This window comes from Natrialba asiatica DSM 12278, from assembly GCF_000337555.1.
Classification (GTDB): domain Archaea; phylum Halobacteriota; class Halobacteria; order Halobacteriales; family Natrialbaceae; genus Natrialba; species Natrialba asiatica.
This window is the reverse complement of the sequence record NZ_AOIO01000039.1, coordinates 76,003-101,405: the sequence shown is the minus strand read 5'-3', so window position 1 is coordinate 101,405 and position 25,403 is coordinate 76,003. Positions and strand designations below refer to the sequence as shown.

21 protein-coding genes and 1 tRNA gene are annotated in these 25,403 nt (G+C 62.6%); 9 read left to right on the top strand and 13 right to left on the bottom strand.

Features of this window, described 5'->3' with window-relative positions; translation table 11 throughout:
- Positions 1 to 86: 86 nt before the first annotated feature.
- Entirely contained in the window at positions 87 to 1,328 is a 1,242-nt protein-coding gene (locus C481_RS17400; RefSeq protein ID WP_006110635.1) for a tryptophan--tRNA ligase, read from the top strand.
- A gap of 120 nt (positions 1,329 to 1,448) precedes the next feature.
- Positions 1,449 to 1,952 (top strand): YfcE family phosphodiesterase, encoded by a 504-nt coding sequence (locus tag C481_RS17395; protein ID WP_006110634.1) that lies wholly within the window; start codon positions 1,449 to 1,451, stop codon positions 1,950 to 1,952.
- Positions 1,953 to 2,003: 51 nt separating this feature from the next.
- Here the strand turns inward: C481_RS17395 and C481_RS17390 are convergent, their stop codons facing one another.
- Entirely contained in the window at positions 2,004 to 2,765 is a 762-nt protein-coding gene (locus C481_RS17390; RefSeq protein ID WP_006110633.1) for a proteasome assembly chaperone family protein, read from the bottom strand.
- A gap of 106 nt (positions 2,766 to 2,871) precedes the next feature.
- On the opposite strand from C481_RS17390, the gene C481_RS17385 reads away from it, so the two are divergent.
- The 3 genes from C481_RS17385 (at position 2,872) to C481_RS17375 (ending at position 6,513) form a co-directional block, all read left to right on the top strand.
- Positions 2,872 to 3,432, top strand: a complete 561-nt coding sequence (locus C481_RS17385) for a KH domain-containing protein (RefSeq protein WP_006110632.1) — start codon at positions 2,872 to 2,874, stop codon at positions 3,430 to 3,432.
- A gap of 167 nt (positions 3,433 to 3,599) precedes the next feature.
- The gene (gene thsA, locus C481_RS17380) at positions 3,600 to 5,261 is read left to right on the top strand and encodes a thermosome subunit alpha (protein ID WP_049904736.1); all 1,662 of its coding nucleotides are present in this window, start codon (positions 3,600 to 3,602) and stop codon (positions 5,259 to 5,261) included.
- 199 nt (positions 5,262 to 5,460) lie between these two features.
- Positions 5,461 to 6,513 carry an alanine dehydrogenase gene (locus C481_RS17375; RefSeq protein WP_006110630.1) on the top strand — a complete coding sequence of 351 codons (1,053 nt, stop codon included), beginning with the start codon at positions 5,461 to 5,463 and terminating at the stop codon, positions 6,511 to 6,513.
- Positions 6,514 to 6,638: 125 nt separating this feature from the next.
- On the opposite strand, the gene C481_RS17370 is transcribed toward C481_RS17375, so the two are convergent.
- The 3 genes from C481_RS17370 to C481_RS17360 all read right to left on the bottom strand — a co-directional run bounded on the left by C481_RS17370 (position 6,639) and on the right by C481_RS17360 (position 9,759).
- Complete coding sequence (locus C481_RS17370) at positions 6,639 to 7,244, bottom strand: glyoxalase/bleomycin resistance/dioxygenase family protein (RefSeq protein WP_049904735.1); 606 nt, start codon at positions 7,242 to 7,244, stop codon at positions 6,639 to 6,641.
- A 134-nt stretch (positions 7,245 to 7,378) separates the two neighbouring features.
- Positions 7,379 to 8,824 carry a sugar porter family MFS transporter gene (locus C481_RS17365; RefSeq protein ID WP_006110627.1) on the bottom strand — a complete coding sequence of 482 codons (1,446 nt, stop codon included), beginning with the start codon at positions 8,822 to 8,824 and terminating at the stop codon, positions 7,379 to 7,381.
- A gap of 173 nt (positions 8,825 to 8,997) precedes the next feature.
- Positions 8,998 to 9,759 (bottom strand): YqjF family protein, encoded by a 762-nt coding sequence (locus C481_RS17360; RefSeq protein ID WP_006110626.1) that lies wholly within the window; start codon positions 9,757 to 9,759, stop codon positions 8,998 to 9,000.
- 287 nt (positions 9,760 to 10,046) lie between these two features.
- Between C481_RS17360 and C481_RS17355 the strand changes: the two genes are divergently transcribed.
- Positions 10,047 to 10,958, top strand: coding sequence for a transcription initiation factor IIB (locus tag C481_RS17355; protein ID WP_006110625.1), 912 nt, complete (start codon positions 10,047 to 10,049; stop codon positions 10,956 to 10,958).
- A gap of 92 nt (positions 10,959 to 11,050) precedes the next feature.
- On the opposite strand, the gene C481_RS17350 is transcribed toward C481_RS17355, so the two are convergent.
- A complete protein-coding gene (locus C481_RS17350) occupies positions 11,051 to 13,153 on the bottom strand; it encodes a minichromosome maintenance protein MCM (protein WP_006110624.1) in 2,103 nt (700 codons plus the stop codon).
- Positions 13,154 to 13,380: 227 nt separating this feature from the next.
- Positions 13,381 to 14,067, bottom strand: a complete 687-nt coding sequence (locus C481_RS17345) for a DUF502 domain-containing protein (RefSeq protein ID WP_006110623.1) — start codon at positions 14,065 to 14,067, stop codon at positions 13,381 to 13,383.
- Between the two features lie 284 nt (positions 14,068 to 14,351).
- Between C481_RS17345 and C481_RS17340 the strand changes: the two genes are divergently transcribed.
- Together C481_RS17340 and C481_RS17335 are read left to right on the top strand one after the other, a co-directional pair.
- Positions 14,352 to 15,506 (top strand): ATP-binding protein, encoded by a 1,155-nt coding sequence (locus C481_RS17340; RefSeq protein WP_006110622.1) that lies wholly within the window; start codon positions 14,352 to 14,354, stop codon positions 15,504 to 15,506.
- A 271-nt stretch (positions 15,507 to 15,777) separates the two neighbouring features.
- Positions 15,778 to 15,990 (top strand): hypothetical protein, encoded by a 213-nt coding sequence (locus C481_RS17335; protein WP_006110621.1) that lies wholly within the window; start codon positions 15,778 to 15,780, stop codon positions 15,988 to 15,990.
- A gap of 246 nt (positions 15,991 to 16,236) precedes the next feature.
- Here the strand turns inward: C481_RS17335 and C481_RS17330 are convergent.
- A tRNA-Pro gene (locus tag C481_RS17330) sits at positions 16,237 to 16,309 on the bottom strand.
- Positions 16,310 to 16,391: 82 nt separating this feature from the next.
- On the opposite strand from C481_RS17330, the gene C481_RS17325 reads away from it, so the two are divergent.
- A complete protein-coding gene (locus C481_RS17325) occupies positions 16,392 to 16,646 on the top strand; it encodes a pro-sigmaK processing inhibitor BofA family protein (RefSeq protein WP_006110620.1) in 255 nt (84 codons plus the stop codon).
- 195 nt (positions 16,647 to 16,841) lie between these two features.
- Here the strand turns inward: C481_RS17325 and C481_RS17320 are convergent, their stop codons facing one another.
- The 6 genes from C481_RS17320 to C481_RS17290 form a co-directional block, all read right to left on the bottom strand.
- Positions 16,842 to 18,908 carry a DEAD/DEAH box helicase gene (locus tag C481_RS17320; protein ID WP_006110619.1) on the bottom strand — a complete coding sequence of 689 codons (2,067 nt, stop codon included), beginning with the start codon at positions 18,906 to 18,908 and terminating at the stop codon, positions 16,842 to 16,844.
- Between the two features lie 329 nt (positions 18,909 to 19,237).
- On the bottom strand, positions 19,238 to 20,356 hold the full coding sequence (locus C481_RS17315; RefSeq protein WP_049904733.1) for an ABC transporter substrate-binding protein: 1,119 nt from the start codon (positions 20,354 to 20,356) through the stop codon (positions 19,238 to 19,240).
- Between the two features lie 151 nt (positions 20,357 to 20,507).
- Complete coding sequence (locus C481_RS17310) at positions 20,508 to 21,431, bottom strand: ABC transporter ATP-binding protein (RefSeq protein WP_006110617.1); 924 nt, start codon at positions 21,429 to 21,431, stop codon at positions 20,508 to 20,510.
- Positions 21,431 to 22,540, bottom strand: a complete 1,110-nt coding sequence (locus C481_RS17305; protein WP_006110616.1) for a FecCD family ABC transporter permease — start codon at positions 22,538 to 22,540, stop codon at positions 21,431 to 21,433. The genes C481_RS17310 and C481_RS17305 overlap by 1 nt, the downstream gene beginning before the upstream one ends.
- Positions 22,541 to 22,668: 128 nt before the next feature.
- A complete protein-coding gene (locus C481_RS17300; protein ID WP_006110615.1) occupies positions 22,669 to 23,034 on the bottom strand; it encodes a cupin domain-containing protein in 366 nt (121 codons plus the stop codon).
- 522 nt (positions 23,035 to 23,556) lie between these two features.
- Entirely contained in the window at positions 23,557 to 25,401 is a 1,845-nt protein-coding gene (locus C481_RS17290) for an acyl-CoA carboxylase subunit beta (protein ID WP_006110613.1), read from the bottom strand.
- Positions 25,402 to 25,403: the final 2 nt, after the last annotated feature.

The window sequence follows — 25,403 nt, the reverse complement described above, 5'->3', positions numbered from 1 at the left end:
GTCGCAGCGGCGGTCGCTCCCTCCGTTCTGTGTCGGTTCTCGTTCCGCGCCGTAGCCACTGCAGTCGAATCCCACCGCCGATACGAATGTCAGATCCAACCGACAATCACCGCGAACCGAACGCAACCACCCCTCCCGAAGCCGACGGGTCTCGCTCGAGCGACGAGGCCGACGAGTTCACCGTCACACCGTACGCCGTCTCGGGCGAGGTCAATTACGACAAACTCGTAGCGCGCTTCGGCGCTGCCGAACTGACGGACGAACAGATCACACGCTTTCCCGACCACCCGCTGCTCCGCCGCCGGACGTTCTACGCCGGCCGGGACGTGGACGACTACCTCGCGGCCGCCGGGGCGGGCGACCCGCACGCGGTCGTCACCGGCAGGGGGCCGTCGGGGCCGATGCACCTCGGCCACGTCCTGCCGCTCTATCTCGCAAAGCGCTTCCAGCGGGAGACGGGCGCGACGGTCTACGTCCCGCTGTCGGACGACGAAAAGTTCCTCGCGAAAGAGCAGTCCTTTGCGTCGATCGGCGAGCACACCCGCGAGAACCTGCGGGATATCCTCGCGGTCGGGTTCGACCCCGCAAGGACGCGGATCGTGATCGACACCGCCGACGCGGACGTGCTCTACCCGATCGCGGTCCGCCTCGCGAAGCACCTCACCCCGGCGACCGTTGAGGCCGTCTACGGCGAGCAGGACACCGTCGGTCTGCAGTTCTACCCCGCTGTGCAGGCGACCCACCTCCTGCTTCCGCAACTCGTCGCCGGCCGACAGCCGACGCTCGTCCCCATCGCCGTCGACCAGGACCCACACGTTCGCGTCTGCCGCGACGTGGCCGCGAAGGAGGCCCTTCCGGTCCGAAAACCGGGCGCGCTGCTCGGGCGCTTCCTCCCGAGTCTCGCCGGCCCCGGGAAGATGAGTTCGTCCGGCGACGCGCCCTCGATCGAACTCACCGACGATCCGGAAACCGTCGCCGAGACCATTCACACGCACGCCTACACCGGCGGACGCCCGACGCTCGAAGACCACCGCGAGAAGGGCGGCGACCCGACGGTCGACGTTCCCTTCCAGTATCTCCGATACTTCTTCGAACCGGACGACGACGAACTCGAGCGCATCGCCGCGGCCTACCGCGCGGGCGACCTGCTGAGCGGCGACCTCAAAGACCTCGCGATCGAGCGCATCACCGACTTCCTCGCCGCCCACCAGCGCCGGCGGAACGCGCTCGATGAACTCGCGACCGAACTCGAGCCCTACCGGCTCACCGACGAGGAACGGCGACGGGCGCTCGATAGCGCCGGGGTGCCGTCGGTCGTCGGAGTCTGATCGCTGGGCCCTGGGCCCTGTTCCTGATCGTCCGATCCTGGCACTGTTCGACCCTCCGGGAAGGCCGCTATCGGGAAATCGGACCCAACACATTTGTCGGTCGCCCGCGGGGAACTGCGTATGAACATCGGCATCGTCGCCGACACCCACGACAACGTCGACGCGGTCGAGCGCATCACCGAGATTTTCGAGGACGAAGGCGTCGAGATCGTCGTCCACTGCGGCGACTTCGTTGCGCCGCTGATCGTGCCGTACTTCTCGGAATTCGAACTCCACGGCGTTCTCGGGAACAACGACGGCGACGCTCGCAACCTGCAGACGGCCTTCGACTCGCTCGGCGGCGGGAGCGAACTCCACGGCCGGTTCGCAGCTCTCGAGTTCGACGGGCTCTCGATCGCCGTCCTCCACGGCGAGTCGATGGACGAGGTGCGGGCGATCGCCGCCGCCGACGAACACGAGTTCGTCTGTTACGGTCATCACCACGTCAACGAACGCACCGAATACGGGGGAACGACGCTGCTGAACCCGGGGGCGCAGTTTCCGACGACGGCCGCGGAGGACCGGACGGTCGCGATCCTCGAGACGGGTTCGGAGTCAGTGCGGTTCCGCTCCGTCCCGGAGTAGTGCCGGCACTGTCCGGTTCCCCCAGCCGCTGCTCGGCCGGCGAGCCACGCGTTACATATACATCCGGTCGTCGGGAAGCGTTCGTCCCTCGAGCGGGGTGTCCTGGGACTCGATCGCCGCCATGCGCTCGGCGAGTTCGGCGTAGTATCTGGTGAGCGCTTCCGAGCGCTCGCGCAACGGCTCGGTGTCGATTTCGAGGTCGTAGTGCGCGGTCAGGAACGCGAGATAGCGAAGCGCCGCATCGAGATCCGGTCCCGGCGGGTGACTCGGCGTCACCAGGACGCCGACCGGCGGGACGTCGCCGTCGAACCGGCGGGTCGTGAGTTCGCCGGGCACGCCGTCTAAGATGCCGCCGCTGAGCGGCGTGCTGTCGGCGTCGGCTAGCCGTTGCCGTTGGTAGTCCGGTGTTGCCACCGAGAAGACCTCGTGTTCGTCGGGACCGTGCGGAAACGGGATGCCGTGCAAGACGGTGAGGTCGTCGAGCGCCGTCTCGGCGAGCCAGTCGACGACCGCGTCGGTGAACGCCTCGGCGGTCCAGACCGGGATGACGGTTTCGCCGAGCAGCACGCAGCAGTCGTCGTCGTCGCTCGCGTAGAGGCGGATCGGACGACGCGGCTCGCCGTTTCGGAACGGAACGACGGTCGGCAGGTTTTTCGTCCGCACGTGACCGATCTGGGTGAACTCGAGTTGCTGGACGAGGTAATCGGCGGCGGTGAGACCCGCCAACCCGAGATTCGAGAGGGAGAGGAACAGCGGTCCCTCGAGCCGGTCGGTGGCGCTCGTGACGAGTTCGTACTGCGGGTCGGTCGCCATACGACCGGTACGCTGAACTCGAGTATAGTTGCCGGCCCTGCGGACGGGTCGGCGGTGCTCGTGCGGGGACCAAGGTCTTAACCTCACGCAGCGAATACCCGGGTGTATGCAGCACGTGAAGATTCCGCAGGACCGGATCGGAGTTCTCATCGGTGAGGGCGGCGAGACGATGCGCGAGATCGAGGCGGAAGCCGAAGTGCGATTGGATATCGACTCGGAGGACGGTGCCGTCGCCGTCGAGACGGTCGGCGACCCCGTTCGCGGCCTCAAAGGCCCCGAAATCGTCCGTGCGATCGGGCGCGGATTCGCTCCCGAGGAGGCGCTGCAGTTGCTCGAAGACGACATGATGCTGTTCGACGTCGTCGACATCGACGCGGCGGCCCGGAACAAGAACGACCTGAAGCGCCAGAAGGGCCGACTCATCGGCGAAGGTGGCCGAACGCGCGAACTCATGGAGGAACTGTCGGGCGCATCGGTCGTCATCTACGGCTCGACGCTCGGTATCATCGGCACGCCGCCGCAAGTCGATGCGGTCCGCAGCGCCGCAGAGATGCTTCTCGACGGCGCGCCACACGGCACCGTTTACTCGTTCCTGGAGGAGCGACACAACGAGATGAAACACCAGGGGATGCAGTACCACCGCTTCCCCGGCTCCGGATCGTCTTGATCTGTCGCTTGACTCCCGTTTTTCGTTCGGTTCACTCATAAATAACCGCCGGTCGTTCTCTCTCGAAGCGATAGCCCCCGTCGATTCAGGCGCTCTGAGTGAATTGACACCAAAGGATTTATATAGAATAACAATCAATCCTTCGGGTGACTATGGCGCAACAGCAGATGGGCAACCAGCCCCTTATCGTTCTCTCGGAGGACAGCCAGCGAACCTCCGGGAAAGACGCGCAGTCGATGAACGTACAGGCCGGCAAGGCCGTTGCCGAGTCCGTCCGCACGACACTCGGACCGAAGGGGATGGACAAGATGCTCGTCGATTCCTCGGGCAACGTCATCGTGACGAACGACGGCGTCACCCTCCTCTCGGAGATGGAAATCGACCACCCGGCGGCCGACATGATCGTCGAAGTCGCCGAGACCCAGGAGGACGAGGTCGGCGACGGCACCACGAGCGCCGTCGTCGTCGCCGGTGAACTCCTGAGCCAGGCCGAGGACCTCCTCGATCAGGACATCCACGCGACCACGCTCGCGCAGGGATACCGCCAGGCCGCCGAAGAGGCCACGGAGGCCCTCGAAGAGATCGCAGTCGATGTCGACGAGGACGACGACGAGATCCTCCACCAGATCGCCGCTACCGCGATGACCGGCAAGGGCGCAGAGAGCGCCCGCGACCTGCTCGCCGATCTCGTCGTCGACGCCGTCCAGTCCGTCTCCGACGGCGACGACGTCGACACGGACAACGTCAAAGTCGAAAAGGTCGTCGGCGGCTCGATCGAGAACTCCGAACTCGTCGAGGGCGTCATCGTCGACAAGGAGCGTGTCTCCGACAACATGCCGTACTTCGCCGAGGACGCCTCGGTCGCGATCGTCAACGGCGACCTCGAGATCAAAGAGACCGAGATCGACGCCGAAGTCAACGTCACCGACCCGGACCAGCTCGAGCAGTTCTTAGAGCAGGAGGAGGCCCAGCTTCGCGAGATGGCCGAGCAGGTCGCCGACGTCGGCGCGGAAGTCGTCTTCGTCGACGGCGGCATCGACGACATGGCCCAGCACTACCTCGCACAGGAGGGCATCATCGCCGTCCGCCGCGTCAAGTCCAGCGACCAGTCCCAGCTCGCCCGCGCAACCGGCGCAACGCCGGTCTCAACGGTCGACGACCTGACCGAGGACGACCTCGGCTTCGCCGGCAGCGTCGCCCAGAAGGAGATCGCCGGTGACCAGCGCATCTTCGTCGAGGACGTCGACGACGCACAGGCCGTCACGCTCATCCTCCGGGGTGGCACCGAGCACGTCATCGACGAGGTCGACCGCGCCATCGAGGACTCCCTCGGTGTGGTGCGGACGACCCTCGAGGACGGCAAGGTGCTCGCCGGCGGCGGCGCGCCCGAAGTCGAACTCTCGCTTGCGCTGCGCGACTACGCCGACTCCGTCGGCGGGCGCGAACAGCTCGCCGTCGAAGCCTTCGCGGACGCGCTCGAGATCATCCCACGCACGCTGGCCGAGAACGCAGGACTCGACCCAATCGACTCGCTCGTCGAACTCCGCGCCGACCACGACGGCGGCAACGAGGCTGCCGGACTGGACGCATTCACCGGCGACACCATCGACATGGGCGAGGAAGGCGTCTACGAGCCGCTTCGCGTGAAGACCCAGGCGATCGAATCCGCCACCGAAGCGGCCGTTATGCTGCTTCGCATCGACGACGTCATCGCCGCCGGCGACCTCGCGGTTGCCGACGACGACGACGAAGAAGACATGCCCGCCGGCGGTGCCGGTGGCATGGGCGGTATGGGCGGCATGGGTGGCGGTATGGGCGGCATGATGTAAGCGAGGGACGACCCCCTTACACGCGACTTCCCGACCACCATCGCCGACCGCTTGCGGCGGCCCATTTTCTGCCGTTTGCCGTTCGTCTCCGCGCTCCAACCGGATAGCACCCGCTCAATCCGTCGCTCGGTCCACGTTCACACTCGCGCCGCGACCACAGGAAGAACCACTTAAGGTTCCGCCCGCAATATTCGCGGATATGAACACCATTCTTCTGGATAGCGACGATGTCGACGAGAACATTCGGATGGGGGCTCTCATCGACGCAGTCGAACAGGCCTTCGGCGCGTTCGAACGGGGAGACACCCAGATGCCGGCCAAGTCCTATATCGATTTACCCCAATACAACGGGGACTTTCGCTCGATGCCGGCCTACCTGAACGTTCGAGGGAGCGACGCCTCCTCGAGCCAGTCAGGATCACGGCGGGATGCTGACGCTGCCGATGGGTGGGACGCCGCCGGCCTGAAGTGGGTCAACGTCCACCCGGACAACCCGACCGACCACGATCTGCCGACCGTGCTGGGGACGATGATCTACTCGGACCCCGAAACCGCGTTCCCGCTTGCGATCATGGACGGAACGACGCTCACGATGAAACGGACCGGAGCCGCCGCGGCCGTCGCGACGGATCACCTCGCCGTCTCCGACGCCACGAGTCTCGGCCTCGTCGGCGCGGGCGTCCAATCGTACACTCAACTCGACGCGATCAGCGAGATTCGCCCGATCGAGGAGGTCGTCGTCTCGGACCTCGACGAGGAACGCGTCCAGCGCTTCATCGACGCCTACGACGACGAGTTCACCGTTCGCGCCGGCTCGATCTCCGAGGCCGGTCACTGTGACGTGCTCTCGACGGTGACGCCCGTTCGCGACCCGGTCGTCACGCCCGAGGACGTCGGCGAGCACACGCACATCAACGCCATCGGTGCCGACGCAGAGGGCAAACACGAACTCGCAGACGAACTTCTGCAGGCGGCGACGGTCGTCATCGACGACCACGAGCAGTGCACTCACTCCGGCGAGATCAACGTGCCCTACACCGACGGCACGCTCACCGACGCCGACATCCACGCCGAACTCGGTGAACTCGTCGTCGGCACGACGGACGGCCGCACGGCTGAGACGGATGTGACGGTGTTCGACTCGACGGGACTGGCAATTCAGGACGTTGCCGCAGCACACGTGGTGTACGAAAACGCGAGCGAGAGCGACAGCGGCTCGCGGTTTGGGCTGATCGATACGGACGTGCAGTAAGGGCAAGGAAAGAAACTGTAGGGCGCCGGGCAACGGTTCCGTCTCCCGAACCGGACTTGGTCTCGCAGTACTCTCTTCCCGATCCCAGTTCTACCCGGGTCGCAGCTACTCGAAACGGACGCCGTCTATGCACCAAGGAGTTCTGCGACGTCTATTCTCCTCGACTTTCGGTCAGTAGCGATCGTGAACGACTCCAGCCAGATCTCTTCACCGGATTCGATCGTCAACTGCGGTACGGCCCCGAATACAGAATCGAAATACGTTCGCACCGCACCGGCCTCCGGTACCGAGAGCAGTGCGTCCTCGATATGGTATGCGGCATCTCTGTCCCGTTCCGCCGTTCCTCGCTCCCCGTCAGCCCTCGGGTGCAACTCAACCCGGAACGTCCACGGCGTCATCACGAACGTCCGCCGGCTGTTCTGCCGAACGGACGCTCCACGCGAGCGCGCCCGCTCGAGCGTCCCATCGAAATCCGAACTGCGAAGGCCGAGATGATCAATTCGGGACCGCTTCCCAGGGGCAAGCGTGATATCTACGTTCCCCCGACGATGAACCTGCAGTTTGAATCTGAACTCGTCCGGAACGGCGTCTTCGGGACCGAGCGATCGACTCTCTCCACGAACGGTCCCGAAACGGCGCTTGCAGGGGAGTCCCTCCCGCTCGAGTCGATCGGCCGCGCTCTCTACGTCGGGTGTATTGAAGTGAAGGTGAAACAGTGTTGGTCCGTCCATAGTTGACTCAGGCGAGTAACGGAGATAATGATGCGGATTCGGGAGAAAGGAGTGAGGACCGGCGAACCGGGCGCGGTTCACATCACTTCAGCTCGGCTTCGACCGTCGCTCGTCGCTGTCGTCTCTCGTCGGTGTCAGTCGTCCGTTTGAACGGCGTCGGTCCGGTCCGTCGCGGACGAATCGGATCCGATAGAGGTGTTCCGGAGGTCGGCCTCGATCTCCTCGAGTGAGCGCCCCTTCGTTTCCGGGACGAGTCGGTAACAGAAGACGAGGGCGACGAGCGAGAGGATGCCGTACAGCCAGAACGTTCCGGACTGCCCGATGACATCGACGAGGCGGAGGAACGTGAGCGAAACGAGCAGGTTTGCGGCCCAGTTGAGTACCGTCACAACCCCCATCGCGATGCCGCGGACCTCCATCGGATAGATCTCCGAGATGAGCAGCCAGAACGCCGGCCCGAGGCCGATGGCGAAGAACGCCACGTAAAGCATTAGACTGCCGGTCGCGAGCACACCGAGTCCGCCCGAGAGGCCGGGCAGATAGTAGACGAGGCCGGCGATGCCGAGCATCGCCGTCATTCCGGTGAGGCCGGTCAGAAGCAGCGGTCGGCGGCCGGTTCGGTCGATCAACGCCACCGCGACGGCGGTCATGATGACGTTGACGACTCCGATTGCGACGGTTGCAAGGATCGAGTTCGTATCTCCGAAACCGGTCGACTCGAGGATCCGCGGCGCGTAGTACATGACCGCGTTGATCCCGGTCACTTGCTGGAATATTGCCAGTCCGCTGCCGACGACGAGCATCGGAACGATCCACGGCTGAAACAGATCGCGCAGGCCCCCGGTTTCGCTCTGGATAGTCTCCGTGATTTCGCGTAACTCGGCGTCGATCTGGTCCTCGGTCCGAATCCGCGAGAGCACGTCGCGGGCGGTCTCCTTGTAGCCCTGTTCGTAGAGCCAGCGCGGGCTCTCGGGCATGAACAGCATCCCGACGAACAGGATCGCTGCGGGGACCATCCCGAGGCCGAGCATCCAGCGCCACTCGCCGCCGCTCGAGAACGCGTAGTTCACGATGTAGGCGATGAGGATCCCGCTCGTAATCGTCAGTTGGTTTAACGCCACCAGCGACCCGCGGATCTTCGGCGGTGCGATCTCCGAGATATACAGCGGCCCGACGACGGAGGCGAAGCCGACGCCAACACCGTCGAGGATACGTCCAACGATCAGTATCTCAGTGTTCGGCGCAATCGCCATGATAAGCGAGCCGACGAAAAACACGACGGCCCCGACCAAGATGAGCCGCCGGCGTCCGATCCGATCCGCCAGCCGACCGCCGAGCGCGGCCCCGACGATCGCCCCGACCATCGCGCCGCTGACGATCACCCCTTCGACGAGAGACGGGTGGATCGACTGGCCGAATAACATCGTTATGTCGAACGTGTCCTTGATGTACAGCATTGCACCGGAAATCACGCCGGTATCGAACCCGAATAAAAGGCCGTTGAGCGCGGCTAACGCCGCAACTACGTACACGAACGAGTTCTGATTCCCAGTGGCTGTGTCTGTCTCTGAGAGTGCCATCGATTGTGTGCCATAATAATTATCTCGGATGATAGTAACATATCTATCGATCTCGGCAGGAACCGTTCAACCAATCTATAGATTAGTCTATTGAGGATTATATTTACTTCCAATACTGGCTTTCCCGGCGAAAATTCCGGTACGTAGTTTTCTCACCGCCGCCTGAAATCCGTTTAGAGTCGGCGCGGGATCGAGCCCGTCATCTCGAGTTCGTCGCAGTAGTAGACGAGTGGCTCATCGCGCGTCGGTGCCAGCCCGAGCGCGTCGAACATCGTATTCTCGGTGATGGTCGCCTCGGCTGGCTGGAGCGGCCACGGATCGTGTGCGACTTCGCAGACCAACACGCTGTCGCGATTCGGTGCATAGAATCGCCTCCGTTCGGTCAACCAGTGTTCGAGCGTTCCCGAATCGGGCGTCTCGACTGGGCCGGTTGGACGATACGTTGCGGCGAACCAGGGCGGTTCCGCACCTCCACCTGCACTCGGATCCGTATTCGCCGCTCTCGTTGCTTCGGGTTTCCGTCCCGACCGCATCGCGTCCTGGAGCCGCCGCTGCCAACTGGATGCATGCAGTCGCCGACTCGAAAATCGAATGCCCTCACCGCCGCCACCGACGTGCATCTTCGCCGGGAAAACCGGGAGTCGAGTGAGCCACCCGGCTACGCTTGCGAGGAGTTGCTGGCCGACATCGACACTGAAAAAGTACAGCCCCGGATCACCGCGGTACGTCACGTACGTCCGAACGTTGAGTTCCGCAAACGCGAATCGCGTACTCGCCGGTGTCCCGCGGAAACCGACGTTCGTGAGCACGAACGGGAGCACGCTAAGCCACGCCGTGCCGTCTCGGGTGTCGACCGTCAACTCGGACGGAACGTGGGGCCGAATCCGCTCGGGGTCGATCGGCCAGTTCACGAACAGTCCGTGTCGCAACGTCATCGATCCAACGTGTGGCAGCCGCCGTCCTGAACTCGACCTAAGCGGGGACCGATGCCGTCTCGCCTGTGTCCCTATCATCTCGATCCCTGATCCTCTCTGTCCACTCCACTGAACAGATGCATAAAACGACCCGTTGTCTGCCAAAACCGGTGGCCGTTCGGTGCTTTTCTTCTCCCCTTCTCCTCCCGAAAACCTGTTCCGTTCCGCCACGATATCCCTTAGTTTTCTACACTTCGATTATTTTAAATACTCTGGATTACTCAACACAATACGAAGATTACTTACCGATGGCACAATCCGATTCGTCTCCGACCTGTCCGGAGTGTGGTGGGTTCCTCCGACTGACAGCTACCGAAACCGTCTGCGAGGACTGTGGACTCGTTCTCGGCGAAGACCCGATCGATCGCGGTCCCGAGTGGCGCTCGTTTGCGGACGATGACACCGATCGTCGCCGAACCGGCGCTCCGCTCACCCGTTCTCGACACGATCGCGGTCTCTCGACGCAGATCGGCTACGGTTCTGACTCGGTCTCCGACCGTAGTACCCGCATTACCGGCCGGAAACGCCGACAACTCTCGCGTCTCCGCCGCGAACACACTCGAGCCACGATTTCGACGAAAGCCGAGTACAACCAGGTTCTCGGCTTCACCGAAATCAAACGGATCACGGCACGCCTTTCCCTTCCCGACTGCCTCCGTGAACAAGCCTGTGCGCTGTTCGACTCCGCCCAATCCGAAAATCTCCTGCAAGGCCGCTCCATCGAAGGCTTTGCGGCCGCCTGCGTCTACGCGAGTTGTCGGGTTCGATCGCTCCCCAGAACGATCGACGAAGTCGTCACCATCGCCGCGGCCACCGAAGCCGAACTCAAAGCCGCCTACGACGCACTTAATCGCGACCTAGGTCTCCCAACCGGTCCGATCGACCCCGGGCAGTACCTCCCGCGCTTCGCTTCGAACCTCGACCTCGACACAACCGTCGAACGCCGCGCCCGTGACCACCTCGATTCCCTCATCACTGCAAACCGTATTGGCGGCCGCAACCCGAGCGGCGTCGCCGCTGCCTGCCTCTACAAGGCCGCTTGTGACTGTCCGCACACCGAGTCGATCACGCAAACCGCCGCTGCCGAGGTCGCCGATGTCGCAACAGTAACGATCCGCTCGACACTCACCGAACTCCGCTCGCTTTCTGCCGACTCCTGACCGGTCCCGCCTCGTCCTCCTCGCTCGTCCGCCTGGTCCCGTGTTCTTTCGTCCGTCTCGAGCGCTACGCTACGTTCCGACTCGTGGGGCTATCACGTCGTTCGTAGCGTATCCATACTCGGCTCGTACACCTCTCCTTTCTGCTTTAGCTTCTCGATCTCGTGCTCTGCCTTCGATTGATCCAATCCGATCTCTTCGGCTCGCTCCATGACGATATCGACCGGCGCACCCTCGTCGTACTCCTCCTCGATATCGCTGATGAGTTGCTTGAGATTCTTGATCCGATCACGCTGGGACTTCGACGTCCCCGCCTCGACGATGTCCGCATCGAACTCGCCCGTCTCCGGATCCACCCCCACGTCCTGCAAACACGAGCGAACGATCTCGATCACCTGCTCCGCATCCGACTGCTCGACGGTATCCGACAGCCGAACTCGTGCACTCGCTTCCGAGAGGCGGACCAGCGCCTCGAGTTTTCGCGCCGTGACGGGGACGGCCGCGTCCTCGTCGGTTCCCTTCGAACGGAGGTTGACGTAGAAGTCTCGAATCGCCTCGCGGGCTTCCTCGGTCATCCGCGGGTGACAGTTTTGCTTGGCGTACGCGATGTACTTCCGGAGGAGTTCAGCGTCGATTACCGGATCGACCTGCTCGGTCATCTCCTCGAGTTCACCCTGGCTGACGTCGATGTTGGTCATCTGCTCGCGTTGGGTGGTCAGTTCGCCGGCGTAGTTGGTGGTGAGAATGTGCTCTGCGAGATTGCGGTCTTTCTCCTCGTCGGGGGTGTCCGTGACGGTGAAGATCAGGTCGAATCGGGAGATGAGTGCCGGTTCGAGGTCGATCTGCTCGCTGATGGGTTCGTACTGGTCGAAGCGGCCGTACTTGGGGTTGGCTGCGCCGAGGAGCGAACAGCGGGACTTGAGGGTGGCGTTGATGCCGGCCTTCGAGACGGAGATTTTCTGCTGCTCGAGGGCCTCGTGCATGGCACTCCGATCTTCCGACCTCATCTTATCGAGTTCGTCAACGGCCGCAATCCCCTGATCGGCGAGGACGAGTGCGCCGGCTTCGAGCGTCCACTGCTGGCCGTCGCCGAAGTCGTCTCGTACCGCCGCCGCGGTCAGACCCGCCGAGGATGAGCCTTTCCCGGAGGTGTAGACGGAGCGGGGTGCGATGTTCTGGATGTAGCCGATCATCTGCGATTTGCCGGTACCCGGATCCCCGATAAGGAGCATATGAAGGTCCCCGCGGATCCGCGATCCGTCGGGTAAGTGCTTCGTGACGCCGGAGAACAACTGGAGCGTCATCGCGAGTTTCTCCTGCTCGTAGCCGTAGATGGAGGGCGCGATGGAGCCGACCATCTTCTCGTAGACCTCCTCCTGGTTCGAAATCTCGTAGATCTCTTTCTTGTCCTCGTCGGTGATGTCCATGTCCTCGAACTGCTCTTCGTCGATGTCGACGGACATCCCCTCCATGTAGAAGTCGAACACCGGCGTCTTCTCGCCTTGATTGCTCTGTTGTTCGAGCCGCAATACCCCGGTTGCGGAGACGTGGTCGCCGGGCGTCACCTCGCCGGTGATATCGTCCTCGACGTGTACGTCGAGTGATTGGGGCGTCTCACCGCCGCGGAGTCCTTCGGGACTCTCCTGAATGCGAAGCTTCTGGGAGTCGACGAACTCGGACTGGTCGAAGTTGACCTTGAACGGCCCCTGTCGCTCGCAGCCCTGGCACTCGTGGGGTTCCTGGAAGTCGCCGCTCGACTGGGGAACACGGCTGAGTGTGCCACAGAGCTGGCACTCGAAGGCTGCCTCTTCGATCTTCGGGCGGACGTCCGTCGCCTTGCGGACGATGCCGTGGACCTCCACGAGCGAGTTCATGTCGCGGGCGCGGATCTCGCGGATTTCGGGGGTCTCCGTCTCGGGCAGGTTTTTGATGCGGACGTGGGCCTGGCCGAGGCTGACGTCGATCGGGAGGTCGTAGAGGCGAAGCGCTTCCTCGGCGTAGCGCTGGAGTTGTTCCGGTTGAGCTAAGACATCGTCAGCCAGATCGGGATCGAATCGATACAGGTCCTGCCAGTCGACGTGAAGCGATCGCTGCTCGTTGGGATACTGCTGCGCAAGCTGCTTGATCTCGTTGTCGTAGTAGTTGCGGAAGAACTGCTCGAATGCGTCGACGAGTTCAGAATTTCCCGCTTGCGCCATTACACTGTGGTAGGGCTGCCTTCGGGTATAAATGGTTGCAAAGCAGATCGGAACTGGTTGCGGTGAGTCTCACTGTGGCTGACGTGCGGTGCGGAAACCGGGTGATAGCGGGCGTCGATGTTTCTCTCCGCCTATCTGCCCGTCTGTCTAACCGGACGATCGTGATAGTGAGATCGCTATCCCTTCAGCCGGACGGTCACTATCGACCGTCCGTTGTATTTTATGCACTAAACCGGTGATTCGGAGGGAGTGGACGGTTCGGTCTCCGTCTCGGTTCCGATTTCGCCGGAGGCAACACCCAGCGTCGCGATGGATCGAATGGCTTCCTCGACGGTGACGTCCACGTCGTAGACGTGTTTTGCAGGCATGTGCATGACGAAGCCGTTAGTCGTCGGATTCGGTCCGAGCGGAACCATGACCGTCACCATCGCACCGCTGTCGAGTTGGCCTTCGATCACGGATGGCGTCGTTGCAGTGAGAAAGGCGAGCGTGTAGGCGTCTCTGTGAGGGAACTTGACGAGTTTCACGTCCTTGAATTGGTCCGTCTCGTCGTCGAGCAACAGCCGACTGGCCCGGCGGACGCTTTCGTATACGGTGCTGATGCCGGGAATGGTTTCCATCGTGGCGTGAACTCGTTTCGAGATGTATCGACCGGGGGTGTAGTCCGCGATGATACCGACGAGGAGGAAGAAGGCGACCAGCGACGCGAGCGTCACCAGTTGAACGACTGCGGTTGGTGGATCGTTCGGGAGCGCGTAAATGATTCCGTCGACGACGGGCGAGAGAACGCCGAGGACGAAATCGACGACGACGAGCAAGATAACGAGCGTAATCACGAGCGGAATCGTCACGACGACACCGTTGACGAGCCATCGTTTAAGCGCAGTCTGAACGCTGGTTCGACGAGCCGTCATGCATACAGCGTGTACTGCGGGTGAGGGTAGTCGTTCGGCTTGCAGGACCGATATCGAGGACCGGTATGGAACTAACGGCACCGGGCCCGTTCCTGTCAGTTTACCCTTCACCTGTGGGGTACGGACCGCGTCGACCCGGTACTCTTCTTTCCCGGTAAATGCGATTCGGTCGACCATGTTTCGAGACGATAGCTATTCTCGGCTCGTGTTCGAATCACCATCAGAGCGGTAACAAACTATTAACACACAAGGTCTATAATCAGCCCTGATCCACACGTATTGTCATGCTCCCGTGGGATCGCCTGGGAACTATTACCGGTGGGAGAACCGTCATCCTCGCCCTCGGCGTCCTGTACCTCGCACTTGCTGTAACCTGGGTGTCTCTGCCGATAGCCCAGGAATTGTCCCTCTCGAGCATCCTCATCGTCTCCAGTTTTATCGCCGGGCCCGGCCTCGTCCTTCTCGGCGGCGGGTATCGTTTGCCCCAGACCGACATCCATCCTCGATTCTACGCCACTATCGCGGGCTGGTGTCTCGTCGGTATCGGGGCGATGCTCGCCATTCTCGCGCTCTACAACCTCCAGCCCGGCCCGGCGCTCGCTAACCCGGTCCGATCCGTCCTTCTCCTCACTGGATTCAGTTCCGTCGCCGGATACGGCGTCGGCACCTACGCCGCCCAGGCGAAAACGCACGCCTATCGACTCGAACGACAAAACCGCCTTCTCGAACGAACACAAGCGCAACTCGAGGCATCGAACGAACGGCTCGAACAGTTCGCGTACGCGGCCTCTCACGACCTCCAGGAACCGCTCCGAATGGTGACGAGTTACCTGCAACTTATCGAGCGGCGCTACGGAGATGAACTCGACGAGGACGCCGACGAATTTCTCGGCTACGCGATCGACGGCTCGGAGCGAATGCGAGCGATGATCGAGGGACTACTCGAATACTCACGCGTCGATACGCGGGGGAAATCGCTCGAACCCGTTGCTCTCGACGAGGTACTTGCGACCGTTCGAAAGGATCTCGAACTCCGGCTTACCGAGACCGACACCACTATCGAAACCGAGGAATTACCGCGTACTGTGGGCGATAAGAGACAGCTACGACAACTCTTCCAGAACCTTCTTTCGAACGCGATCGAGTATAGCGGCGACGAGCCGCCCCGGATCAGTATTTCCGCGAAACGTAGTGCTGACGAGTGTATCATCTCGGTTCGAGATACCGGCATCGGAATCGATCCCGCGGATCAAGACCGTATCTTCGAAGTGTTCCAGCGACTCCACACTCGTGAAGAAACGTCAGGGACGGGAATCGGGCTCGCCCTCTGTAAACGGATTGTCGAACGCCACGGCGGCGAAATTTGGGTTGATTCTACACCCGGCGACGGATCGACGTTCTCGTTTTCGTTACCAGCAGTAACCGATCGTCCCCAGTGATCCCGCGGTGACCGCGACCCTGCAACCAGCCCCGAAGACAACTCCGTGAACTGCCGGCTATAGTACCAACCGCAACGATTCTCACACCATCACACAACCGTCGTGCGATCGGGTGTGCAGCGACCCGCAGTCTATTCTAACACCAACTCCGCCGTTGCGCTCGGGAAGCGACTATTTCGGCCGCCGTACAGCGCCGGACCGAACCCAGTATCCGCGCTTGGTTGGCCAGTTCAAGTCCGTTGTTTATCGTTCTCAGACCCAAACGTCCGATATGGCTGCCGTTAGCGACCGACTCATAATTCTCCTGATCGCAGCTACCGGACTGCTCGTCCTCTTCGTCGGATGGGAACTGGCCCTCGTGGAAGCTATCGAAGTCAACCTCTCGGGCTGGCTCGAAGCAGTCTTATTCTTCGTTGCATTCGCCGTTTTCGCCGTCCTCGTGTTCGGTGTCTGGGCCGCTTTGAAACGGATCGACGGGGAGTAACGGATTCGCTCACAGCGTTCCCGTTCACCTGCTCGCTCGGCTTCGATCGCTCGACACCGCCTCTCGTCAGGCCGCAGCGGATTGCTGGCCACTCGCTGCTGCTCACCAACTTCTTCCGGGCAACTATGGGCCCGCTCGAATTTGAACCACGCCCGAAAACCTGCACGGAGCACAGAACCTCGGTCTCCCTTAAATCTGCACTCGTTCCAATGACTGTCGCTCACGGATTTGTTCGCGACAACAATATGGGATCGCCCGGATTTGAACCGGGGTCACGGGCACCCAAGGCCCGAAGTATACCAGGCTAACCCACGATCCCGTACCAACCCTTCTGAGTGGAGACCATAAAGGGTTTCGTTCCGTTCCGAATGGTTTTGTTCCTTGCCACGCTAGAGTCGCCTATGGTTACAGGACTCGAAATCCTCCTCCTGGTCCTCGTCCTCGCCGTTATTATCGGCGCATCGACGATTGTCCAGACCGTCCGCCCCTTCATCGTCAACGCCGTCGTTGGACTCATCGTATTATTCCTCGCGCAACTGTTTGGCCTTCCAGTTGCCGTTACGCCGATCGTCCTCGTCATCGTCGCGATCGGCGGCTTCCCGGGTGCCCTGCTCGTCATGCTCCTGTCTGTGTTCGGGGTCGCGTTCGTCCCCTGACGGCTAACCGCCATCATCAGTCTCTTCGCACCGCTCCACTTTCCGTTCTCAGCCCTCAGTTCTCGACTCTCAACTCTCGACTCTTAGCTCTCCACCTCCACTCCCCGCTCGACGCTCAACCCGTAACCGCTGTACTCTCTTCATCTGAAAACGAGACAACGACACGCTACTCGACCAGCCACGCAACTCACCCCGTCACAACTCCGCATCGCGGAGTTCGATATCCGCCACGAGTTCGGCCGGCGCGGCGTCCTTGCGGATGCCGTCGAGCAGGGTGAACGCCTCGTCCGGTGCCAGGAAGTGCTCCGTGACGACGCGCCCGAGCGGCGTGGGCTCGAAGCCGTCGATGAACTCGTACTGGAGGAGTTTGCCGATAGCGTGTTTCGTCGGAACATCGCCGAGCATGCGGTCGTTGAGCGCCTTCGCGGCTTTGCCGCCGACGGTGATGTTTGCGAGCGTCTCCTCGATTGCGGCGCGTTCGTCGTAGTGGGTCATCACCGACTCCATCTCGCCTTTCAGGAGGGTGAAGGCGACTTCGTCCTCGGACATCTCCATCGAGTTGTGGTAGGCACAGTCGGGTTCGACGAGGACGTAGACGGTCCCCTTGTCGTGGTAGTCCGGGCGGCCGGCGCGGCCGAGCATCTGGTGGAACTCCTGGACCGAGAGCCACTCGATGCCCATCGCCAGCGAGTCGAAGACGACCTGCGAGGCCGGGAAGTCGACCCCTGCCGCGAGTGCAGCGGTCGTGACGACGGCGGACAGCTCCTGGTCGCCGAACTGTCGTTCGACCGTTTTTCGGCGTTTGTAGTCCAGCCCGGCGTGATAGGGTGCTGAAGAGTACTCGAGCTTTCGAGAGATTTCGTGACACCGACGGCGCGAGTTCGTGAAGATGATCGTCTGGCCCCGATATCCCTTGGAGGATTCGGTGTCGAACTCGCGTTTGACGAGTTTGTTTGCGACGCGGACTTTCTCCTGGCCGTCGGCGAAGGTGACGTGGCGTTCGATGGGGACGGGACGCTCTTCGAACTCGATGAGCGTCGATTCCAGCGCGCCGGCGAGGTGTTCGGGGTTGCCGACGGTCGCGGAGAGGTAGACCCACTGGGAACCGTGATAGTCGTCGCGGCGCTCGGCTCGCCGTTCGCAGGTGTGTTTGAGTCGCGAGATCAGCCCGTCCAGTCGGTGGCCGCGCTCTTCCTCTTTCAGGGTGTGGACCTCGTCGATGACGACGGTACCGATGTCGCCCATGTCCTTGCCCGTTCGCAGGGCGTGGTCGATCCCTTCGTAGGTGCCGACGATGACGTCGGCGTTGGGGTCGAACTGGTTGCCGTTGTCGGTGATCCGACTCGCACCGACGCGGATGGAGACGTCGACGAGGTCGCCGTACTCCGCTTCGAAGTCCTCGTGTTTCTGGTTGGCGAGCGCGACGAGGGGGACGAGAAAGAGCATCTTCCCCTTGCCGTTGAGAACGCGGTTGATCCCGGTCATCTCGCCGACGAGCGTCTTCCCGGTTGCCGTCGCCGAGACGACCATCTGATCCTCGCCGTCGAAGAGACCGTTTTCGACGGCGAGGCTCTGCACCGGCAGCAACGTCTCGAACCGGTCCTCGAGCAATCCCTGCAGTCCCGGGTGCAGGTTCAGCGAATCCACCCGGACGGGATCGACCTCGTCGGTCGTCGCCGAGATTGTATCGAACTTCGTCAGATCCGGGTCGAGTCGCCCCTGAAGCAGGTTGACGATCCGGTCTAAGTCCTGTACTTCGAGCATGAGGTCCTCGAGTCGGTCCTTCGCCGCCCCCGTCACTTCGCCGCCGCCCGAGTAGGAAAGCTGACGCTCGAGTTCGCGGCGGGCGCAGTCCTGACAGATCCAGTCCGCGTCGTCTTTGACCGCCGTCTCCGTCGTGATCGGCGAGTAACGCCCGGCGGAGGCGCAGTAGCGACAGGTCCGAACGGTCTTGACTTTGTCCGCGAGCTGGTAGCCCGACAGCATCTCGGTCAGTTCCTGGCGGCCCTCCTGGGAGGTCTGCTCGGAGATCCGAATGCGCTTTGCGCGGCGCGCGAGTTCGACGAACTCGTCGGGTTGGCGCGGCTCTTCGCTCGATCCGTCTTTAAGCCGGAATTTGGCGGGGCGAGGGCCGGCCGACGTTTCGGAGAGGCCGAGCTTCGCACGGAACAGTCGCTTGCCGTCCCGTTGGACGACGAGCAGATAGTCGCCGCCGGTTTCGTGGCAGAAGATCGTTTCGACCTGCTGGACCTGCTTCGACACGAGACGTGATACACGCGTGGCGTACTTGAGCGATTCGGACTTCGGCGGTCGCCGTTGTCGTCAGTAACTGAACGCACGCGTGCGTCTCCGTCAGATGCAGCCTCCGGCTCGTTGACCGCAGCGACCGCCACCGTATTCGTCGGTTGCTGTCACCTCCCGGCGAACCGCTGTTGCAGTCGTAGCGTGGTGATCGCTTCGGCGTTGGCGGCGTTATTGCGACGGATCGTCTCGCCGTGACGCCCGTCGACGGAGACGGTGCGGACGACTACGCGTTCGTCGGCAACGAGGGCCGTACAGGGCCGCAGATACGGACTATTACCGCGTCTACGCTACAGGTCGCCGGCGACGATATCGCCGACGCGGTCGCGGTCGAACAGTTCCTCGTCGACGCCGTAGACCTGCCGTGCTGCGCGTTCGGTCAGCACCAGGTTGACGATCGGCCCCTGGTGGAGCGGGCCGCCGCGGTAGACGTCGCCGTTCTGGACGGCCGTCAACTCGCTTGCGACGTTGTGGTTCTCCATGTGCGAGACGACCGTGTCGGCGAACTCGTCGGCGCTTTTTTGCTCGTTGCCGCGGATCAACAGCACGTCCGGGTCGATCTCGAGGAGCAGTTCGTAGTCGACCTCGGTTCGGCCGGCGTGGAAGTCCTCGACGTCCGTCGTCGCGAACGCGTCCTCGACGCCCAGATCCCGCCACTGCTTGAAGCTCGTTCCCTCGTCGATGAGGTACGGCGAGAACGTCTCGGGCTCCTCGGCCGGCTGGGGCCACATGATGGCGACCGACGGCCGCTCGTCTTCCGGCGGGACGATGTCGTCGAGTTCGTTCTGGAACTCGTCGTGGAGGGTCTCGAAGGCCTCGTAGCGATCTTCCTCCTGGAAGACTTGCGAGAGGTACTCGAAGGCTTCGTACAGCGTCAAGTAGTCGTAGTCGTGCCACTCGTAACCCCGCGAGAAGATGCTGTTGCCGAAGAAGGGCGTACCGGTGTTTTCGATGGTTTCGATGTCGTCCTCGGTCCAGTTATCGGTTCGACCGCGGATGAAGTTCGGATCCATGATGAAGACGTCCACGTCCTCGCTGAGTTCCAGAAACTCCTCCGTGGTCAGTTCGTCCCCCCAGAGCGAGTCCATCCCGACGTCCTCTTTGTCGATGCTCAGGCCGGGTATCTCCTCGTAGTGTTGCGTGTGAAACCGCTCGGTGAGGTAGACGGCTTCCGGCGGGTCCTGGCCGAGCGCGACGCCCATGCCGGCCCAGGTGCCGTTGTTGGCGGCCCACGTTTCCGGAACGCCGGAGAACTCGACGTCGCCAACTGGCGGCATCGACACCGTGTATTCGCTTTCCTGTTCCGTCTGTCCGAGGGAATCGAGACAGCCGGCCATCGCACCCACGCCAGCAATTGTGCCACTGGTTCGAAGGACGGTCCGTCTCGTCCACGGTCGTCGATCACTCATCAGAATTTAGGTGAGCCTAAAATTATAAAAGTGTTCCGAAGGGGACCGTCTTCCAGTTCAATTCAGCGTCCTCCCGGATCGTTTCAGCGATCTCTCAACGGAGCGTCTCGATATTTGAATCCAGCCGCCGGTTTTTCATCGCCCGGTGGGACTACAACCGACTGTTCGGCAGCGCTTGCTTTGGAAGCACCTGGAGTTCGGGCTCGTATTCGACGGTCGCTTCGACGCCGAAGACGTCGGCGAGTAACTGTTCGGTCACGACCTCCTCGGGCGGACCCCAGTCGTAGAGTTCGCCGTCGCGGATCGCGACGAGGTAGTCCGCAAAACGGGCCGCCTGCGAGATATCGTGCAGGATGACGGCCACGGTGACGCCTTTCTGTTCGTTCAACTGCCGGATCGTCTCGAGGACGCGGAACTGGTGGTGGATGTCGAGGAACGTCGTCGGTTCGTCGAGTAACAGGACGTCGGTGTCCTGTGCCAGTACCATCGCGATCCAGGCCAGTTGTTTCTGGCCGCCGCTCAGTTGCCCGAGTTCGGTGTCGCAGATGTGTTCGATTCCCGCGAGTTCGATCGCGCGCTCGACCGCCCGGTGATCCTCCTCGCTGACCGAGTCGAAAAAGCCGCGGTGCGGGTAGCGGCCGTGATACACGAGGTCTTCGACGGTGATTGATCCCAGCGAATCGTTCTCCTGTGAGAGGACGCTCAATTCGCGCGCTAATTCTTTTTGACTGAACGAGTCGAGGTCCTCGCCGTGGATCCGAACCGTCCCCGCGTCCGGATCGAGATGGTTCGAGAGGGATTTCAGCAGCGTACTCTTTCCGCTCCCGTTGGGACCGACGAGTGCGGTTACCGCGGCTTCGGGAATGTCGAGGCGGGCGCAGTCGACGATGGTTTCTTCGCTCGTGGGGTAGCTGAGTTCGAGACCGTCGCCGACCAGTGCGCTCTCGACTGTCACGCCGTTGCTGTCGGTGATCTGTCCCGCTTCCGTCTCGTGTCCGTCTCCGTTTCCGTGTTTCTGTCCCTGTTCTTGTCCTCGTTCTTGCTCCTCCGTCGCGGAGTGGTACTGGTGTGCCATTAGAGTTCACCCATCGAGTGCTGTTTGCGCATCAGGTAGAGGAAATAGGGGCCGCCGATCAGGCCGGTGACGATGCCAACGGGTATCTGGGTGCCGCTCAGCGCGAGCCGCGCGCCGACGTCTGCGGTGACCATCAGCGCGGGGCCGGCGAAGAGACAGCCGACCATCAGCCGCCGGTAATCCCCGCCCAGCGTGTTGCGGACGATGTGGGGCACGACGAGTCCGAAGAAGCTGACGATGCCCGCGACGGCGATTGCGACGCTGGCCGCCAGGATCGCGACGGCCGAGAGGAAAAACCGAACTCGCTCGACCTGCATCCCGAGCGATCGGGCGGTGGTTTCGCCGAGCATCAGGACGTTCAACTGCCGCGAGCCGGCGAGTGCGATTCCGATCGCGACGATCGCCGGCACAATCGCGATCCGAACTTCTCCCCAGCCGGTTCCCGTCAGCGAGCCCGTCAGCCAGGCGATCGCCGTCTGGACGACCCCCAGATCGTCCGCGAAGAAGAACAGTCCCTGCTGGAGCGACTGGAAGACCATGTTGACGATGACGCCAGCGAGCACGAGTCGGACCGGGCTCGTTCCCCCTTTCCAGGCGATCACGTACACGACCACGAACGCGACCGTTCCGCCGAGGGCGGCGACCAGCGGCAGAAGATGCGAGAGCCCGCTGAAAACGACGAGCGTCGCCAGGACGGCGAATCCTGCACCGGAGCTGACCCCCAGTATGAACGGACTCGCCAGTTCGTTTCGCGTTACCGCCTGGAAGATCGCTCCCGAGACCGCAAGCGTCGCGCCGGCGATGATCCCGACGAACACTCGCGGCAGCCGGAGGTCCCAGACGACGACGCTCCCGGTGGTCATGTTCGGGAGTTCGGTGCCGAAGAGAAACGCCGACCACGCGTCGAGGCTGAAGATCACCGCGGGATTGAAAACCGCCTCCCACGTCTCGACGAACGTCATCGAGTATTCCCCGAAACTCACCTGTATCAGTCCGGCGACGACGGTAATGATTGCACTCGCCAGACAAAAGAGAACGAGCCGTCCGGTCACCCACCCCTCCCGCTCCCGGACGGCTGCATGCTCGTCAATCGACTGCGCTTCTGCCATCTGGTTTTAGGTAACCCTAAAAAGATATAGTAGTTGCGGTTGCAAAACCGTATGCCAACGACGCACAATCTTTGCTGGTCCCGGCGGCCGACATCGGAGGCGTTGCCTGCAGCCGGGCCCGACGAGGGTTACTCCAGCAGGTCGATCTCGTCGTCGCCGTTTGGCACCGCACAGAGGAACGCGCCCCGGTCGTCGCTCTCGTTTCGGTACCAGTGGACCGTTCCTGCGGGAATCAGCAGCGAGTCGCCGGCTTCGACCTCGTACTCTTCGTCGTTAATCCCGACCGTATACGCTCCTTGTAGTACGTACTGCTCGTGTTCGACCTCGTTCGTATGTTCCGGGACTGCGGCTCCCGCCTCGAGTTCAAATCGGCGGATCGCGAAGTTCGGCGCGCCGTGCTCCTCGGCGATCAGGACGCCCTTTTCGAGGCCGTCCGCGGCGTCCACGGCGTCGTACTCGATCTCGTTTCCGGTGCGGATCAGCGGCTCGGTCATAGCCGTCGGTATGGCGGCCACGACTAAAACAGCATCCGATCCGAATCGAGTTCAGCGCGCAGTGATCGATGGACGGATTCGAGAGTGAACTCGTCGGTTCGGTGTGTCACGTCGGGCGTCACCCTGGTCGCCTAACAGCGGGTTTATCGTGTCACTGTGCAAACGGGACGATATGGTCTCGATACCGACACCCATCCTGGCCGGTCTCCTTTTCGGCGTTGCTGCCCCCGTTCTCGTGTATCTGGATACGATCCGGCGGAACCTTTCGTTTCGGCTGCAGTGTCTCTGAACCGGTTTCGTCGGGGCCGTCAGTGTCGCTGGGATCGCGACGGCGACCGCCGTCGACAACACTCTCTACAACGTGGCTCTCGACGTGACCGGAAACGCCGCTCTCGTTCGGACGCCGCGAACGGTCGCCGTAATACACCTCCGTCTCGGCCTCGCGCTGTGTTCGGTCGCCGTTCTCACGTACGGATTCGGTAGCCGTTACGGACCGCTCAAACCGGCACAACGGGACCCGCGTTAGAGGATCGTCCCGTGTTTCTTGTCCGGCAGGTCCTTCTCGACCGTCTCGTAGAACGCAAAGCGATTCTCGAGTTCGTCGCGCAGTGAACTCGGCGGGACGATCTCGTCGATGACGACCTCGCTCGCCATCCGGTGGATGTCGATGTCCTCGCGGTACTCCTCGCGCAGTTCCTGCTCGCGCGCGGCGCGCTCGTCCGGATCGTCGATATCCGCGAGCCGGTTCGCGTAGACCGCGTTGATCGCGGCCTCGGGACCCATAATGGCGATCTCGCCACTCGGGAGTCCGATCACGCTCTCGGGGTCGTAGGCCGGCCCGGACATCGCGTAGATCCCCGCGCCGTAGGCTTTGCGGACGACGACGGACTGCTTCGGGACGGTGGCCGAGGAAGTCGCGTAGATCATCTTCTTGCCCTGCTCTAAGATGCCGTCTTTCTCGACCTGCGAACCGGCCATGAAGCCCGGCGTGTCACACAGGTACAGCAGCGGCACGTCGTAGGCGTCGCAGGTCCAGATGAACTCGGCGGCCTTCTCGGCCGCGTCGGGGAAGATCGCCCCGGCGCGGTGGTTGGGCTGGTTGGCGACGATGCCGATCGGCCGGCCGTCGATCCGGGCGAAGGCCGTGATGATCTCCTTGCCGTACTCCGGTCGGAGTTCGAGCACCGAGTCGGCGTCGACGACGCGCTCGATGACGTCGAACATGTCGTATCCGCGGTTCGGTTCCTGCGGGACGACGGCGTCGATGCCGTCGGGCGAGAGTCGCGGTGCCGTCCCCTCGGTCTGTGGCGGCTTCTCGTCGCTGTTATCCGGCAGGTAGCCGATCAGCTTCGCCACGAGTTCGCGCGCGTGCTCTTCGTCCTCGGCGATCAGGTCGGCGCTACCGGAGTGGCGGGCGTGGACGTCCGGGCCGCCCAGATCTTGCAGATCGATGTCCTCGCCGGTGACCATCTCGACCATCCGCGGCGAGGCGATGGCCATCGCGCTTACGTCTCGGACCATAACGGTGAAGTCGGCGAAGACGGGCGTGTAGGCCGCGCCGGCGATACAGGGGCCGTAGAGCACGCAGATCTGGGGAACGCGTCCGGAGAGCATCGAGTGGTTGTAGTAGTACTTCCCGATGCCCTCGCGGTTGGCGAAGAAGCCGGTCTGCTGGTCGATCCGGCCGCCCGACGAATCCATGAGATAGAGGACCGGACGGCCGGTCTTCAGCGCTCGCTGTTGCATTCGGAGGAACTTCTCGACGCCTTTCTCGGCCATCGAGCCCGCCTTGACGGTGAAGTCGTTGGCCATGAAGTGCAGGTCCCGGCCCTCGAACTCGGCCGCGCCCGTGATGAGGCCGTCCGCCGGCAGGTCGTCCTCGGCGTCGAAGTTGGCGAACCTTCCGTCCTCGAACGTGATTCCGTTTGGTTTGTCACCGCCTGACCCGTCGCCGTCGCCGAACCAGAGGTCGAGCCGATCGCGCACGAACAGCTTTCCCTGCTCCGGAAGGCGTTCCTTGTACTTCTCCGGGCCGCCCTCGAGTATCTCCTCGATCTCTTCGCGCAGGAGTTCCTCGCGTTCGGTCGGTTCGAGGTCGTCCCGCTCGCTTCCTCGGTCGCGGCTGCGACCGGCGCTTTGTACTGGTCCAGGACCGCTGCCAGCGCCCCCGATTCCGGTTCCGGCTCCGGTTTCGGTTTCGGTTCCGTTGTCCGGCGGCGACGCGCTCGCGAGGAGTTCGTCACCGGTCTCGGGATAGAGGTCGACGGCTTCGCCGAAGTGGGTCGCAAGCGCCGTCGCGACCGCCTGTATCTCGTTTTCGTCCTGTCCTGCCGTCTCTTTCACACTGAGTCTGAGTTCCATCGTCATTG